At 66.6% G+C, this 16,476-nt stretch carries 13 protein-coding genes; 3 read left to right on the plus strand and 10 right to left on the minus strand.

The window, feature by feature from the left end; genetic code table 11:
* Positions 1–294: 294 nt before the first annotated feature.
* The 9 genes from EJ903_RS21345 to EJ903_RS21385 form a co-directional block, all read right to left on the minus strand.
* Complete coding sequence (locus tag EJ903_RS21345; RefSeq protein ID WP_126619259.1) at positions 295–636, minus strand: STAS domain-containing protein; 342 nt, start codon at positions 634–636, stop codon at positions 295–297.
* A 51-nt stretch (positions 637–687) separates the two neighbouring features.
* Positions 688–2,796, minus strand: a complete 2,109-nt coding sequence (locus tag EJ903_RS21350) for a SpoIIE family protein phosphatase (RefSeq protein ID WP_126619261.1) — start codon at positions 2,794–2,796, stop codon at positions 688–690.
* Between the two features lie 13 nt (positions 2,797–2,809).
* Positions 2,810–4,339 carry a methyl-accepting chemotaxis protein gene (locus EJ903_RS21355; RefSeq protein ID WP_126619263.1) on the minus strand — a complete coding sequence of 510 codons (1,530 nt, stop codon included), beginning with the start codon at positions 4,337–4,339 and terminating at the stop codon, positions 2,810–2,812.
* Positions 4,336–5,172 (minus strand): hypothetical protein, encoded by an 837-nt coding sequence (locus EJ903_RS21360; RefSeq protein WP_246015818.1) that lies wholly within the window; start codon positions 5,170–5,172, stop codon positions 4,336–4,338. Before EJ903_RS21360 ends, EJ903_RS21355 begins: the two co-directional genes overlap by 4 nt.
* On the minus strand, positions 5,172–5,987 hold the full coding sequence (locus EJ903_RS21365; RefSeq protein WP_126619265.1) for a GNAT family N-acetyltransferase: 816 nt from the start codon (positions 5,985–5,987) through the stop codon (positions 5,172–5,174). Before EJ903_RS21365 ends, EJ903_RS21360 begins: the two co-directional genes overlap by 1 nt.
* The gene (locus tag EJ903_RS21370) at positions 5,984–7,108 is read right to left on the minus strand and encodes an ABC transporter substrate-binding protein (protein ID WP_126619267.1); all 1,125 of its coding nucleotides are present in this window, start codon (positions 7,106–7,108) and stop codon (positions 5,984–5,986) included. Before EJ903_RS21370 ends, EJ903_RS21365 begins: the two co-directional genes overlap by 4 nt.
* A 3-nt stretch (positions 7,109–7,111) precedes the next feature.
* On the minus strand, positions 7,112–9,217 hold the full coding sequence (locus EJ903_RS21375; RefSeq protein ID WP_126619269.1) for an MFS transporter: 2,106 nt from the start codon (positions 9,215–9,217) through the stop codon (positions 7,112–7,114).
* Positions 9,214–9,963 carry a hypothetical protein gene (locus EJ903_RS27035; protein WP_158627968.1) on the minus strand — a complete coding sequence of 250 codons (750 nt, stop codon included), beginning with the start codon at positions 9,961–9,963 and terminating at the stop codon, positions 9,214–9,216. Before EJ903_RS27035 ends, EJ903_RS21375 begins: the two co-directional genes overlap by 4 nt.
* Before the next feature lie 221 nt (positions 9,964–10,184).
* Entirely contained in the window at positions 10,185–10,892 is a 708-nt protein-coding gene (locus EJ903_RS21385; protein ID WP_246015819.1) for a tetratricopeptide repeat protein, read from the minus strand.
* Positions 10,893–11,152: 260 nt separating this feature from the next.
* Here EJ903_RS21385 and EJ903_RS27040 point away from each other — a divergent pair, with 260 nt between their 5' ends.
* A complete protein-coding gene (locus EJ903_RS27040) occupies positions 11,153–11,572 on the plus strand; it encodes an ATP-binding protein (RefSeq protein ID WP_158627969.1) in 420 nt (139 codons plus the stop codon).
* 332 nt (positions 11,573–11,904) lie between these two features.
* On the plus strand, positions 11,905–12,090 hold the full coding sequence (locus EJ903_RS21395) for a helix-turn-helix domain-containing protein (protein WP_126619275.1): 186 nt from the start codon (positions 11,905–11,907) through the stop codon (positions 12,088–12,090).
* 132 nt (positions 12,091–12,222) lie between these two features.
* Here the strand turns inward: EJ903_RS21395 and EJ903_RS21400 are convergent, their stop codons facing one another.
* A complete protein-coding gene (locus tag EJ903_RS21400) occupies positions 12,223–15,117 on the minus strand; it encodes a tetratricopeptide repeat protein (protein ID WP_126619278.1) in 2,895 nt (964 codons plus the stop codon).
* Positions 15,118–15,558: 441 nt separating this feature from the next.
* Here EJ903_RS21400 and EJ903_RS21405 point away from each other — a divergent pair, with 441 nt between their 5' ends.
* Positions 15,559–16,452, plus strand: a complete 894-nt coding sequence (locus EJ903_RS21405; protein WP_126619280.1) for a DMT family transporter — start codon at positions 15,559–15,561, stop codon at positions 16,450–16,452.
* Positions 16,453–16,476: the final 24 nt, after the last annotated feature.

Below are 16,476 nucleotides of genomic sequence, written 5' to 3' on the forward strand. Positions count from 1 at the left end.
CGCCAGTTTCAAAAATGACGATAGCCGAGTTCCACCCTCTGTCAAGTGACAGGGTTTTGACCGTCGATCATTTGTCACCGAAGCGTTTGTGTCACCGAAGCGGTGGCGCGTTCCCCACGGGGCCAACCATGGCCCACCGCTTGCAAAGATTCACCCGGTTGGTTCCACGCATGACTTAAGGCTCCGGCGTTTCTTGCGCCGGAGCCTTTCTTTTGCGCCCACCAAATGGGCAAATGCCGTCAAATGCCCAGAATTGCGGCGCGGAAACCGCCCACGCCGCCGCTGTGGGGGCGCTCAGCCCGCCGCCAACGCGGCCACCGCCGCCGCCTCGGTCGGGTGAATTTCGAACAGCGAGGAAAAACCGCTGAGATCGAAGACCTCGCGGATGTGGGCGGCCATCGCCGACAGGGCGATGCGCCCGCCGTTGGGCCGGGCCTTCTTCGCCGCGATCAGCAGGGCGCGCAGCCCGGCGGAGCTGATGTAGGTGAGCTGGGCCATGTCCACGACCAGCCGGGCCTTGCCCTCGCCAACCGCCCGGACCAGATGCGATTCGAAATCGCTGGCGTTGCCGCTGTCAATGCGCCCCTCGGTCCGCAGAACCGTGACGCCGCCGACCGAATCCTCGGTGATGTTCATACTCCGCCCTCAGTGTTCCGTGGTGGTGGTGTCGGCCCTGTATAGCACGCCTCAACCGGCGGCGGCACCCATCGCCCCGCACCAGCGCAGCACCAGAACGGTGATGTCGTCGGACTGCGGCGCGCCGTCGGCGAAGCGGGCCACGTCGGCCAGCAGCCCGTCCAGGCTGGCCCGCGCGGGCGCGTCCTCCGGCCCGCCCACCGCTGCGGCCAGACGGTCATCGCCATACATCGCCCCGTTGGCGTCGAACGCTTCGGTCACGCCGTCGGTGAACAGGATCACGCGGTCGCCGGGGGCCAGCGCGATCCGGCGTTCGGCAAAGGGCATGTCGGGCATCACTGCCAGCGCGATCCCGGCGCTGCGCTCCAACACGCTGACGGCCCCGGCGGCGGTCACGCGCAGCGGCGGGTTGTGGCCGCCGTTGGCAAAGCACAGCGCGCCGCTGCGCGTGTCCAACTCGGCGTAAAAAACGGTGACGAACATCATCTGTTCGTTTTCAGCGGCCAACAGCGTGTTGACCCGCCGCAGGGTTTCCCCCGGCCCCACCCCGGATTCGGCCACCGCGCGCAGCATCGTCCGTGCGATCAGCATGAAGAAGGCGGCGGGAATGCCCTTGCCCGACACGTCGGCGATGACCAGCCCCAGCCGGTCCTCCCCCACCGGGAACACGTCGTAGAAATCGCCCCCCACCTCCTTGGCCGGGATCATCCGCGCGGCGATGTCCAGCGCCGACGATTCCGGGAAGGCCTGCGGCAGGATGGAGAGCTGCATCGTGCGCGCGATCTCCAACTCCTGCTGAAGGCTGATGAGGCGGCGCTTGTCGGCCAGCGCGTCGCGCAAATCGCGCACCATCTGCGTCAGCTGCACCTGCTGTGTGCTGACCCGCGTCGCCAGACGCGAAAAGCCCAGCGCCAGCAGGCCCAGCTCGTCCCCCACCCCTTTGGATTGGGGGGATGCCGCGTCCTGCGCGTCCGCTTCGATCTGGCGCAACTCGTCCAACAGGCTTTGCCGGGCGTCCTCCTCCAGCGTCACCGCCAGCGTCTCCATCTGCCGCCGGATGAAGCGCTGCTGGCGGCGCAACCGGCGATCCCGCTGCCCGGCGGTGCGTTCCAGCTCCCTCATGACTCCCCGGAACACCGTGACCGCACCGCCGATCCGCCCGATCTCGTCGTTGCCGGTGGGCAATTCGACATAGCCCATGGCCCGCCCCTGCGAAATCGCCTGCAACGCCCGAACCGCCTCGTCCAGGACCGCGAAATTCCGCAACAGATAGCCATACAGCAACGCCAACGCTCCCAGCAGCAGCAGCAGAACCGCCGCGCCATGCGCGATCGACCACAGGCGCTGTTCGGCCAGCGTCGCCGTGACATCCGTGGCCACCAGCACCGTCGCCGCCCGCCCACCGGCCAGATCGGCGACCGGCAGGCTGGCCAGGGCGTATCGACGGCCAGCCGCGTCCAACGTCAGCAGCCCACGCCCGTCCAGCACCACCAGAGGCTTGACCAAGGGCCACAACGGATCACCGCCGCCATCCAGCAAGGTTCCATCGCGCCCAACCGCAAACACCCGCCCGCCCGTGTTGTCCCGCAAGATGTCCAGAGCGCGGGACAGGTCAACCGCCGCCACCGCCGCACCGATCACCCGACCTCCGCCCTCCAGGGTGGTGCCATACACCGGCGCTGCGGCGACCAGCCTGGTCCGGGCGCTCTGTTGCCCGCCATCCAACAGCCGCACGCCGCGCACACGGCCCCGACCGGCCAGCACCGGTTCCAACAGAGGTTTGGTCAACAACGGTGGCGCGTCAAAGGCGGGATCGGTGGCGTACAGCAACGCCCCATCCATCCCGAACAGATTCACATCCGCGATCGGATTCGAACCGCCGGCATGCACCGACATACGCTCGGCCAGCGCGCCACGCTGGCCCGCCGCCACCGCCCGGAGCAACGCCGGGTCCGTCGTCAACCGGATCAGATCCTGGTCGATGCGGATGGCCGCTTCCGTCACCGCCAAGCGCCAGGCAACGCCGAGTCGGTCCAATTCCAGGTCACGAGCGCGTTGGTTGGCCTCCCCATCCCGGACAACGCCGACGCCGATCAGCAGACCGGCCACCACAGCCAGGGTTGCGAACACGAAGAGGATGATGCGGGTTCGCAAAAGCATGTCCGTCAGCCGCTCATGACCGCGCGACGGCGAACGGACGGGCCAACCCGGCGGCCAACACCGCCAACGTCGCAGCCGACAGCATCATGGAGGGACCGTTGGCCTCCAGCGCCACCGCCCACAACCCGGCGGCGAAGGCCCCCGCCAGCGCCGCCCGCAGCACACGCGCCACTCCGCCGACATCCACGGTCTGGTGACGAGCGGACACCAGGGCGAGACCAACCGCCACGCCCCCAATCCCCCCTCCAAACGCCAACGCCGCCCGCGCGCCCGCCAACCAGCCATCGCCAGACAGCCCCAATGCGGACAACCACCGCCCGGACAGCCACCCCCCTGCGGCCAGCCACCCCCCCGGGGACCATCCGGCAAGGTACAATACGGCGCACAACGCCAGCCCCAACGCCGCCAATGACGCCGCCACCCGATGCCACCGCGCGCCAAGTCCACGGGCCAACCCCAGCGCGACCACCACACCACCGGCCACCGCGAGGATGAGCGTGCCCGATCCGGCACCGCTGGTCTGGGACAGAATCAGCACCAACACCAGCGCGGCCATAACCAACGCCGCGTAGGCGCGCACCTCGTCCATGCCGGTGTCCGCCACCCGTTGCGGCGGCCGGTCCAATCCATCACCCAACGCGGCCAGGGCTTCTGCGCGGGTCCGCTCCACAGCCTGCGCCACCTCAGGATCAAAAACGGCGCCGCGCACCTCTTCGGCGTGCGCGGCAAAGCGCTGGCGGCGATCGTGCATGCTGAACACGGCGGCGTTGAAGGCGCGCAGCACCCGACCCACGGCATCCGGGGAACGACGCCCGATCAGGCTGCCGAAATCCCCCGCAATCGCGCGCTCCATCAGGCGCGACAGCCGGGCGAGCGGCGCACGCACGCTCGCCTCCACCAACGCTTCGGCCACCTGGGCCAGCAGCAGCAGAACCGCCGCTCCGCCCAGCGCCACAGCAAGCAGGTCCTCGGCGATCTGGCTGCGCACCTCGCCGGGTTGGACACCAACCAACACATGGCCGGCCCCAGCGCCGGCACGCGCGCCTGCGCCCGCCGCCTCCGCTGATGATCCGGTGGCCGCCACACGGCGCAACGGAAGGCGCACAATCAGATAGCCATCGCGCGCGATGGGCTGAAGCGCGGCCGTCCGCGCCGACGGCGATGGCAGCCCGCGCAGGGAATCGACCAGCGCGGTCAGATGACCAACGGCAAAGGGGGCGACACCGTGCATCCACGCCCCATCCTCGCCGGTGACAAGGAGAAATCCCAGATCAGGGTTGCGGCCCTGAATGCCATTCAGATAGGCGCTGATGCCCTCGATCCGATCCAATGGGATGCCCAACGACAGCGCGCGTTCCAAATCATACTGCACCGCTTCGGCCACGGCGGCGGCCTTGGCCGCGCGTGTTTCACCCAGTTGCTCTTCCGCCACGAGAGTGCCGATCAAGCCGACCGAGACCATGGTCAGAAGCGCCACGATCAGGATCAGAATGGGAACGCCCCACAGCAAACGGTGAGCGCGCCGTTGCGTGGCGGCGATCATGCCAGTTCATCCAATCGCGAAACCTCGTGCTCGGCCTTGTCGAGAAGCCCCAGACGTCGACGCACCGCCGCAAGGAAACCCGGCACCGGCAACCCCAGGGTCTCCCCGGCGGCGGCCCCATCCGCACCTGAGCGATGGTTGTGCTCAACCCCCTCCAACGCCTCCGCCACCGCCGACAACGCCCGGCGTGGGGTGTGGGCCAGCCACAGGCCAACCACCCACGCCACCAGCGCCAAGGGCGCACCTGCGGCCAAGGCCCCCACGGACAAGGTCAGCGCGTAATGGCGGACCCGGTCGGTCATGGTCGCGATCGGAACCCGCAGCAGAATGGCCCCCGCCATTGTGTCGAAGCTGGTGGTCAGCCCGATGCCGAACACCCGCTCCCCCGACACATCGCTGATCCAGACGCTTGCACCGGCACCGCCCGCCATCGTGGAACCGTGGGGCGGCACAACGCCGAGCGGGGATACGTCGCCCACTTCGACCGCGTTGGTCGAGAACAGGATGGTCGCGGCTTCGTCAAGAACCGCAACGGAGTCGACCGATGGCAAGGCCGCACGGGCGCGGGTCAGCAGCCCATCCACCTGCGGCAGATCAGCCAACGCCAAACCAAGATTGAGCTGGCCTTCCAGCGCGGCCTTGGCCTCGGTCAACACGAACGCGGCCTGGGAGGTCACAGCCTCGTCGAGGCGTCGGGATTGCTCGCGCGTCCACAGCCCAACCGCCGCCGCCGCCGCCAGCACCGTGGCCAACACGATGAAAACCGCCAGACGCGCCGCAAAGCTTCCCGCCGCCATCGTTCCGCCCTTTCCGAACCGCTCGCGGCGAGGCATCACCGATCCGGCCCGATCCGCTCCCGCCCGCACAAGGCGTACCAGCGGCGTTCCGCTCCCGCAGCCCCGCCCGGAACATCGCCCCCCGAAAGGCGCGCCCAGACCCGCCCGCCCTGCGCGAACAAATCCGTTTGCCCGCTCAAGCGTTCCAGAGGAACCAGCCTCGCGGTGGTTGTGTCAAGAACCGGTTCGACCCGCACATCGCGATGGACCAGGAAACGCACCAGATCCTTGTCCACCTGCAACCAACGGCGCGGATACAAGCCATGTTGGGCCAGATGCCCCCAACTGACGTGATTGCGCGGGCTGACGGTGGTCAACAGATGGGGCCGCCCCAACGCGCGCGCCACCTCAAGCCGCCACGCGATCAACCGGTGATGCAGGCCACGCCCACGATCCGGGGCCTCGACCATGGCGGAGGACATGTGCGCAACCAGCGCCAACTCCTCTTCCGGCAATCCCAGATCACGGCCCCGGTTGGCATCCCCCGGCCCGGGCAACCCGATGGCCCCGTAAGCGACCAGACGATCACCCCGGAAGATACCGGCGGTCAGTCCCTTGTCGCCCAGATGGTCAGCCACGAAATTCCCGACCTCGCCAGCCATACGGTAATGATCCGGGTCCGCCAACGACGACACCACGCTCAGACGAAAGACGTGCAAGCGATCCGCGTCATCGGGGGTCAGGACCCGCGTCGTCAGATCGGCGGGCAGATCGGCAGACAATGTTTTGAGCCGCACACCGGCAACCGCACGAGCCTCCGCACCCCACAATCGGGGTGCGGAGGGCGAATCCGCAGCATGCGAGTCGGTCATGTTTCCACAATCTCAGCGAAATTCAACAGACCGATGGGCGGATAATATTCCAGCGCGCGCACCGTCGGCATGTTGATGATGACCGAAAAACGCTTGAGCGTTTCCACCGGGATGTCCCCCGGCTTGACACCATCAAGCAGGATCTGCGCGGCTTTGAAGGCGGTGAATCGCCCAATGCCATAGGCGCTGCTCGCCAGCGCCAGCATCGCCTTGTCCGTGCGCACGATCAGTTCGGTGGCTGAAAAGGTGGGTAAGTGTAATCGTAAGGCCTCCGCCGCAACCAGGCTGCGGTTGCGGAAGGCAATGAAGGTGTCGGGTCCGATGTACAGCATCTCCGCCCCACGCTGAACCACGCGGCTCAGCAGCGTCGGCAGGGTGCTGGGCATCGGCTCACCCTGCGCGTCCAACGGCACCGGCTCTTCCAGCAACTCCAAACCACGTTGCGCGGTTTCGGCGCGCAGTCCCTCCAGCGTCAGAATCGAATTGCGCTCCTGCGGGTTGTAGAGCACGCCCAGCCGCTTGATGGGGCGATAGGCCAGAATCGTGTTCAGCTGCACCGGAATGGGGGCAATATGGACCGTCCCGGTCACATTGCGGTTCGGTCGTTCCAGATTGGCAACGATCTTGGCGTCGATGGGGGCCGCGACGAAGGTGAACACCACGGGGATGTCGGTGATGTGTTCCGCCGGATTGGCTCCGTCGTGGGGGCCGACCAACGCGCGGGTCTGCGGGGTGCCCCAGCTGTAAATCAGATCCGGACGGGTCTCTCGGATCTCTTTCAGGATCGGGGGCAGCAGTGACATGTCACCGCCGGTGTTGCGGATCGTGTATTCGACCTTCAGCCCCCGGCGGGCCAGATAATCCTTGAAGCCAAACTCGTTGTCGCTTTCGCCGCGCCCCAGCACCATGGTGATGCGGAAGGTCTTTTCCGGCGGCGGGGGCGCGCCAAGGGCGACGCCGGGCAAGCCACCCGACAAGGCCAGCCCACCGGCCCCGGCCAGACTGAGGAAGCGGCGGCGGCTGGGGCGATGCCCCAGGGCCTCAGCCAAAGCCTCCACATCCGACACCGTGTCACCCGCCAGAGGCGCATTCGGAACCAAGCGGTTGCGGTTGTGGAGCATGGCTCAAGCCTCCTGCGGTCGGGCGACCGGTGTTTTGCGCAAGTTGTACAGGATCCAGAACAGCAGGGCGCTGCCGCCGCACAGCAGCCCGATGCCCAGCATCGCCTCTCGGTAGGACGTGGCGGCGGCGATCATCATCGCCAGCACCGGGCCGACCGCCCCCCCCAAACGCTCGATCAAACGGTACCAGCCGATGGCCGCCGTTTCCGGCAATCCGCCCTCGCGGGCGATTTGCGACACCATGGTGAATTGCGGGGAAGCAATCATCGATTGCGATACACCGAACAGCGCAATGGCCAGCGGCGGTCCCCACATGGCGTCGGTCGCCACGATGGGCACACAACTGAACAGCGTGCCAATGCCGCCCAACGCGACAAAACCACGCCGGGCCTGCCACCGGTCGGACAGGGAGGCGGCCAAGGGCGACACCAGAATGCACGCGACGAAATACATCATCTGAACCCGTCCGATCTCCGCCTTGCTTGCGCCATCGGCGGAGAGCAGCAACGGAACCAGACAGAAGAGGAAGGCCGTCGCGGCGATCTTCGTGGGAATGGCGCTCAACACCATCAACACCGGGAACCGGAAATCCCGGCACAACGGCAACGCCCCGCTCAGAAGCGACCGCGACACCGCAGCCCGTTCGGGGTTGGGGCGTCCACGCAGCAGCAACCCCCAGACCGACAGACCGGACACCAGCGCCAACACCGCCCCCAACAGGAAGGTGACGCGGAATCCCGCCAGATCGGCGATCATCCCGCCGCTGACCGGCCCGCAGACACCCGCCGCCAGCAGCGCGCCAATGAACATCGCCATCCCCCCCGCGCGATTGCGCGGGCCGGTGTGGTCAATGACAATTCCCTGGGCGGTGATGAGCACCAAGCCATAGCCCAGCGCCGTCACGCAACGCGACAGAATCAGGGCCAGCAGCGACGGGGCGAAGGCGGTCATCGCCAGCCCGATGGATCCCAGCAAGGCCCCGATCAGAAACGCGCGGGACCGCCCCAACCGTTCGGAGAAACGCGCACCACCCGGCTGGGAAATCGCCCACATCAGCATGAACAGCGTGATCGGCAGGCTGACCACCATATCGGGCGACAGCCATGGCGCATCATTGGCAAAGGACATGGCGTAGGCGGGCAGGAAGGGGTGCGACAGCTCTTCCGAAAAGCAGAACAGGAACACCGGCAACCGCAGGAACACCAGATTGAGCGGCGACGGCTCCGGCGCGGCCCCCGCTGCCCGGCTGGGATCACGAAAACGGAAGCGGGCGTTCAGCGCCTTCAACCCCGCCTGCGCCTGGGCAACCCGAGAATCGTCCGGGCCGAACCGCGCGACCAACCCGGCCACCCGTGCCGACAGCGCGGCGTAGCGCGCGTTCACCCCATCAAGCAGGCCGCGCGCCTCCACGCTGTCCGAGGGCGCGGCCCCGTCATCGCCATCCCGTGGCAGATCGGCGCGGAAATCGCCGTCCTCCGCCCGTTCGGCGACCATGCGCAAGGCCAGCGCTCGCCGCATCGCCAAATTCACCACAAGCTGCAAGATCTCGAAGATCAACAGCACGGCGACGATGACGACCGACAGCACATCCAGCATCAAATTGGTGGAGGCCTTGGCCAGATAGGCGCGGTCAACGCCCACATGCATGCGTCCCGCCGGGGCGTCCGCCGCGCCCAACGGGCGGGCGATGTCGATGAAGCCCGAGACGAGACGGTCGTCATCGCCCGCCGCCATCCGATCCAGTGCCACCGACGACACACCGGCCAACGGCGCGCCCGCCGCCGCGATCAGGCGGCCCGATGAATCGGAAACCGCCAGATAGGCGATGTCGGGATGCCGCGCCTCCTCTTCCTTCAGCAACGCGTCAAGCCCCGGCATCCGTTCCAACGGGATGCGCACGGACAGGCCGCGATTGATCTGGGTGGCCAGCAGTTCACCAACCGTCTGCGCCTTGCGGGCCAGTTCCGGTTGAACCAGAGGGTCGAAGCTGCGCAGCGACAGCCAGGAGGCGGTCCCGGCGGCCAGCAACAGGACCCCGACCGTCACAATGGTCAGGCGCAGGATGAGCGCGCCAATCGGATCATGCGCGCGTTTGACGGGGGTGGTCATCGGTTGCCTCCCCGAGCCGTCAGGGCGTCCAAATCCCGTTCCAGGGCCGCCATCGCCTGCTCGGCGCTGTCCACCCCGCTCCGAAGCCGTTGACGCACCAGACTGCTCGATTCACCATCCGCCGCCGCGCCACCACGCCTCAACTGCAAGGCCCCATAGCGCACGGTCAGGAAGGTCGCGATCAGGGTGATGAGCGCGGTGATGGCGTCGAGCACGAAGGTCCCGTTGGCCAGTTCCGCCTCCACCCGCGCGATGCGCCCCCGCAAACCACCCAACGAGGAGCGCAGGATCACCTCGCCCACCGCCTGACCGAAGCTGTTGTGCACCGGCGCGCCCAGGATCAGGGCATCGCCGACGATCTGCTGGTGCACGCCATCACCGATCAGGCCGGATTCCAACCCCCAATGGATCGGGGTGCTGGTGCCAATGGCGGCGTGATCGGCGGCGAACAGCACGGTGCGCCGGTCATCGACCACTTCGACGCCCAAAATTTCATCGCCCGCCGCCACCCGCTCCACCTGGGCCTGCACATCCACCAGCTCCGCCAGATCCAGCCCCAAGGTCAGGCCATATTCGACGTGACGCCGCATGTCATCGGCCACCACCCACAGGCGGGAGCTGGTGATGTCGCGCAGCTTCTGTTCGAATTTCAACCCGGCCAGAATGACCGACAGAAACACCGCCAACGCCACCGTGGCCGCAATCACGGCCCCGGTGCGCAACGCCAGACCGCCACCCACAATCATAAGGTGGCCTCCGAACCCGTTCCCATCGCTTTCGCCACGGTCTCACCACCCCATCTTCAGCGGTCCGTCTATGCGGTCCTACCACCATGGTCAGGGATTTGGAGCGTCAAGACAAGATGGCGACTGACGCGGATTGCCGACAAATGTGTTTTAAATCTTTGCCGAGGCTGGATGAACACGCGCGGATTGTGCATAGGCGCAACCCAGACACGCCTCCCGCGCTACCGCCGGTCGTTCTCCACCCAAACCGCCGTGCCTGGCGCGGGCGGAGGCGGCCACTCCTCGGCGGTCTCGTCCCCGTCCTGCGCGGAGTCCGACAGCGTGGCCTGAGGATCCGCCGGTTTTTGCGCGGCACCGGCCGCCCGCAACGCGTGGAGCGCCTCCGCCGCCTCGCGATCGCCTTGGCGGGCCGCCGCCTCAAACCAGCGCGCGGCTTCCACCGGGTCGCGCGGCACGCCCACACCTTGGCTCAGGCACAACGCCAATCGGAACTGCCCGGCCATGTTGCCCTGAACCGCCGCCCGGCGCAGCCACGCCACCGCCTGCACCTCGTCGCGCGCCACGCCACGCCCGTCCAGCAGCAGCAAGGCCACATTCACCTGCGCGGTGGCCGATCCTTGCAGCGCGGCCAACCGGTACCAGCCCGCCGCCCGCGCCGGGTCACGCGGCAAGCCAGCCCCCTGTTCCAGCATGTAACCCAAATTGTTCTGCGCGCCCACATCGCCCTGCGCCGCCGCCCGCCGGTACCAGGCGACCGCCGCGCGCGGGTTGGCGGGCACACCCACCCCGTTTGCCAGCAGAAAGGCCAACATCGCCTGCGCACCGACATGCCCGCCACGCGCGGCCTTGCGGTACCAGGCAATCGCCGCCGCCAGATCAAGCGGACGAAGCGAATCAGCCAGAGCGTGTTGCGCGGCGGGATCGCCCATCCTGGCCCTCACCCGCGTCCAGATCGCTGATGCTCCGATCTTTGGCATGGCGTGTTCCCCCGCGCTCCGACTCCCCGGTGGAGTCTCCTGTCCCATTGTGTCATCTGTGCGGCCCGTTCCACCGCGTCAACCGATGCCCGGCGCGCATTTGTCACGGTGGACCCGCCCGGTGGTGCCGAGCCGGGCTTGCACGCCCCCTCATCCGTCCCCACAGTAAAGCGGCACCCAACCGCGCGTCACCGGATCAGAGGGAACAGGGCATGAGCGACCGGCTCGATCTGGAGTTGCGCGCCGATCTGGGGGAACTGACCCGGCTGGCCGACGCGGTCGACGCCTTTGCCACGCGCAACGGCCTGCCGCCGGACATCGCCTTCAAGATCACGCTCTGTCTGGACGAACTCATCACCAACACCCTGAGCCATGGCGGGGTCTGCGGGGTGATCTCCGTTCGGCTGCGCTACGATGGGACCAGCGTCGAGGTGGAGATCGAGGACGACGCGCCGCCCTTTGACCCCTTCGCCGCCCCCCCTGCCCCCGACCTGACCAGCGGCGTCGAGGATCGCCCGGTCGGCGGCCTTGGCCTGTTTCTGGTGATGCAGACGATGGATCGGACCGGCTACCAGCGCGACGGCTCCCGCAACCGGGTGCGGTTGACCAAACACCTGCCCCCACCGGCGTAACCGCGCTGGCGCGCGCCCGGCGCGACGGTGCCGGGATGCGGGGAAACCCCTATCCGTGTTGCGTCCATCCCAAAATGGACACTCCCGCTCTTCTGCCAATCATTGGCCGTTTTTCAGTAAAATTTAAAATTTTTGCAACACTATGAGCGGATAACAACACTGGGCGACGTGGCTTGCAACAATCCGATGCATGACAAGCGGCCCCGATTACTGCATTCTTCACGCTGACCGATGTTTGGCACCGATCCCCCCTCAAACCGATTCGCGTGTTTGGGGTGTTGGTCCGGTGACAGGCGTCCATCGTGCAACGCTATCGTGTGGAGTCGACGAACATGACCGGGACGCAGTGCCAAGCGGCACGACTGCGCCTTGGCTGGTCGACACGGATGCTGGCGAGCAAGGCCGGTGTTCCGTGGTACGCCGTAATCAATTTCGATTACGGAACGGGGGAGGTCGATCCCGACATCGTCGCGGCCCTGTCCCGTGCCTTCCGCCAGGCGGGCGTCGATCTGCGCTGATCCATCGGCGCTGACAGGCGTGGTCCGGCGGGGGGCCTTCCCCCGCCAATCCCTCGCCTCATCCACCGTTCCATCCGGTTGGTTTGCGCTGCCCCGGCTCCTCCCCCCCTCGCCCGCGTGGCCCGATCATCCCTACACCCCCGGCTCGTTGGGAATCGCCCGCTCCACCTCCGCCCGCTCCAGCCACACCGCCGCCTCATCCGGTCGGTTGAGCTCCAGCAGGCAGTGACCAACCGCGTCCAAACTGATGGCAAGGCTCTCGTGGTCAACGCGGCCATGCACGTCGCCTCGCTCCGCCGACGCAACCGCCCGTTCAAACCTCTCTTGCGCGGCGGCGTGCTCTCCGCGACTGGACAGGCAGATTCCCACCTGATGCAGGCTCCGGCCAAGGCTCCCGTGGTCAACGCGGCCATGCACGTCGCCTCGCTCCGCCGCCGCAACCGCCCGTTCAAACCATGCTTGCGCGGTGGCGTGCTCTCCGCGAAAGGACAGGCACATGCCCACCTGGTGCAGACTTGTGCCAAAACTCTCGTGGTCAACGCGGCCATGCACGTCGCCTCGCTCCTTCGCCGCAACCGCCCGTTCTAACCACTCTTGCGCGGCGGCGTGCTCTCCGCGACGGAGCAGGCAGATGCCCACCTCATGCAGGCTCACGCCAAGGTTCTGGTGGTCCACGTGGCCATCCCCATCGCCTTGCTCCGCCGCCGCGACAGCCCGTTCAAGCCAAGGCTGCGCTTCTGACCAGCGCCCCAGCCGACTGAGGCACGACCCAACATTGTTCAGACAAACGCCGAACCGCCCATGGTCCGCAATGCCCTCGCTGGATTTCGCTTCGGCCCGTTCGACCGACCGCAGCGCCCAAGCCAATGCCTCCTCAAACCGACCAAGCTGGTGGAGCGCGCGTTGCATCCATTGCGCATCATCCGCTGACCACTCCACCCCGAGAATCGTCCAGCGATCGACCTCGGGCTGGAAACGGAACAGGCGCGTTGCCAGATCGGCCCGGTTCGGCTGCCGCGCCACCTCCCGCGCCGCCGCGACCATCGCCCGCGCTTGCGCGGCGGCCACCTTCGGCACCATGCCGATCATGGACGCCGACAGGTCGTGGTCGTTGAGGAAGGCGGCGAGCAGTTGGTGCATCCGCAGCGTGTCGGCTCCGTCCAACAGGTGCAGATCCAGGCACTGGGTCAGGTGTTCATTAAACACTTGGTCGGTCCAGCCCGCCCCCTCGCGCAGGTGAGCGGACAGTTCGTCGCCGTCAATGGCTTGCGAATCCAGGCGCGCCGCCGCGTGCAGCAGCAGGCGCGCCGGATCCGCCAACCGCTCATACACCGCGTCAAAGCTCTGCGTCGCTTCCGCCGCCATCAGCGACGCGGCCCCCGCCGCGCGCCCGCGCCCCGCCGCCTTTTTCAGGGTGGCGGAGGCCGGAACCAGTTGCACCGGCAGCCCACCGGCCATCCGCAGCAGCGCGGCCCCCTGGCTGCGGGCGATCTCCGGCCCGGCGATGCGCTCGACCAGGGCCAGGGCCGCATCGTCGGGCAGGGGCGAAACCACCAGATCGGGAGCCACCAAACCCCATTGGTCCAGCAGCGAGGTCAGCAGCGTGTGGCACGGCGCACCGGCGGGCGGCAGCCAGGGCAGCGCATCCTCCACAGCCACGACGTTGTCAAAAATCAGCAGGCTGGGCGCGGCGTGCAGCGCGCGCAACACCCGGACCGCCTGATCCTCCAGCGGCAGATCGGGCGGAAAGCTCAGGTCAAGATAACGCCGCCCCAACTCCGCCAAACCAACCGCGATGGCGCGGTTTCCCGCCTCGATCACGAAACATCCGCCGGGGTAGCGGTGGCGGTTGCGGCGGGCGTGTTCGCGCGCCAGTTCGCTTTTCCCCACCCCCGGCGCACCGCGCAGCACCAGCACCGCATCCTGTGCCGGTTCGCCCAACCGCGCTGTGATCGTCGCCAGCAGATCATCCCGCCCCACCAGCGACAGGTTGCGCAACGCCGGAATGTTGCTGCGCGCCACCGCTGGCGCGGTGGTCAGCGGTGGCGGCGGGAGCGGAGCGGTTTGGGACTGCGCCAACCGTGCCAGAGGAAAGCGCCCGCTGTAGGGCGGATCCGGGAACAGGCTTGGATCGACCGTCCAGCGTTCCTCCGGGTTGTCTTCGTACCGAATCGGAAACAGCGTGACCTCCGCCCCGTCCACCGACGCGAAAAAGGCACGGTTTGGCCATTGCCGTGTCTGATAGGCCGCCCCCGCCGCGATGTGCAGCGCCTCGCCGCTGGTGCCACGGGTGGCCGCGACGGTGTTTTCATGCAAATGGCCGCGCAGGATCAGATCAACATCCCGTTCCAAGGCCGCCCTGATGTTGCTGGCCTCCACACCGTGCAACCAATCAAGCGGGTGATGCAGCAGCGCCACCGACAGATCCGGGGTCAACCCCTTCAGGCATTTCAGCGCTTCCTCCAAGCACCGCCGCCCCACCCACAGCTTGCCATGATCATCGTCGCCCGCGCAGAACAGGGCGCTGTTGATCGGCAGCACACCCACCGTTCCCCCCGGCAGAGACACACGCTCCACCGGCCCGCAACTGCTGGCCTCGGGAAAGCGCCGGATGCCGGTGAAGTAATCCTTGTACCAGGTGAGAAACGCCGCCTGCTTGTCGGTGATGTGATGCTTCGGATGCGCCGGGCCGAAATAGATGTCCGCCTCTTCCCGCTTGCTCAGGCTGCGCGACAAACCAACCCCGGCGGCCCGGTCCACGTCGTGGTTCCCCGGCACCACAAACAGCCGCTCCCGGCCCAGCCCCAACGCCTTCAGGACGGCGTCGAAAAAGTCGCTGACCGCCTGGTATTCGCTGGCCTTGCCGCTCTGGGCGATGTCGCCGGTGGCGAACACCAGATCGGCCCCGTGCCCCTGCTGCACAAAACGTGGCAGCGACGCGACCAGCGCGTTCAGCACCACGTTGCGGTCATACGCGTCGCCGCCCGCAAAGTGGAAATCCGAAATGTGAAGCCAGCGCGCCTTCATGACCACCCCTTGCGTGCATCCACCCGCCCTGAGACCAGAGGGGTCCAAACCCACGCCCGCCTCACCGCCTTCCGCGCGTGAGATGAAGCACAGTCCCCTATTTTGGTTGAACGGAATGGAGCAAATCAACCACGCCCTCTCCCGGAAGGCCAAAAGCACGCAAAACAAAAAGCCCCGAAGCCAAAGGCTTCAGGGCTTTTTCCGTTCTGAACTGGTCGGAGCGACAGGATTCGAACCTGCGACCCCCAGACCCCCAGAAATGGGGTTATGCGATAACATATTGGCTTTCAACAATGATAGCCAAGGCGTTCAAGGCAGAAACAACCAGGATAAACCCTGCAGTTCCACACCACCTTCCACACAAAACGAGCCGAGTCACTGAACTGGATACGGCGAATGTAAGGATGTAGAGTCATCGCGCAGTGGCATATGAGGAAATGAATGCGCGTCCAGCTTGCCAAAAGCCTGACAGTGATCGGAGGTTTAAGCGCAACCGGGAAAGCGGTGCTATGGGCAATCGGTTCCTCTGTCACATTCCAAGCCCTGACAGCAGCGATGAAGGCGCTTGGTGCCTCCCTGCCCTCACTGGAAATCGCTTTTGTACGGGGAGCCGCTGCCCTGGTTCTGGTGGCCGTGACATGGCGGGCATGGCGGGATCTGCGCATGCTCCCCGACAAGCCCATTCACCTCTTGCGTGCAGGGCTGGGTACGCTTGCGCTGTTGTGCAGCGTCTACGCCCTCTCCACCAAACTGCCCCTGGCTCTGGTCACGCTCATCCTGTATAGCCGGATTTTGCTGATGATCCCCCTCGCACGCCTGACTTTGGGCGAACGGACGGGATCAGAGCTATGGACCGCGACGATGGTGGGTTTTGCAGGCGTCGTAATCGCTGTTTCGCCCACTCTGACATTGCCGGACCAAGTACCTGGCACTTTGGCAATGATGGTTGCAGCAGTGGCGTCGGCTGGCAGCCAGCTCGCCGTTCGGCGGCTGACCCTGACGACTTCCAGCGCTGAGATCGTCGCCGCCTATGCGGTGATCAGCACCATGCTTCTTGCCGTGCCCACGGCATGGGTATGGGTTCCACCGACAGCACCAGAAGCCGTTGGGCTTCTGGGTGTTGGCCTGCTGGGCATGACCGCGCTCTATTGCACCGCCCAAGCATACCGATTCGCTCCGGCCACCACAGTTGCGCCGCTGAGCTTTATCGAAATCCCACTCGCGGCGATGCTGGATTATGCGGCTTGGGGCAAAGCCCCATCTTGGCAGACCGCATTCGGAGCAGCGCTGATCATTGCAGCAACATATTCCGTGACCCGGATCAATCGACGCTGACGATCACGCGGATCGTTCCCCGGT

This window comes from Azospirillum griseum (assembly GCF_003966125.1).
Taxonomy (GTDB): Bacteria; Pseudomonadota; Alphaproteobacteria; order Azospirillales; family Azospirillaceae; genus Azospirillum; species Azospirillum griseum.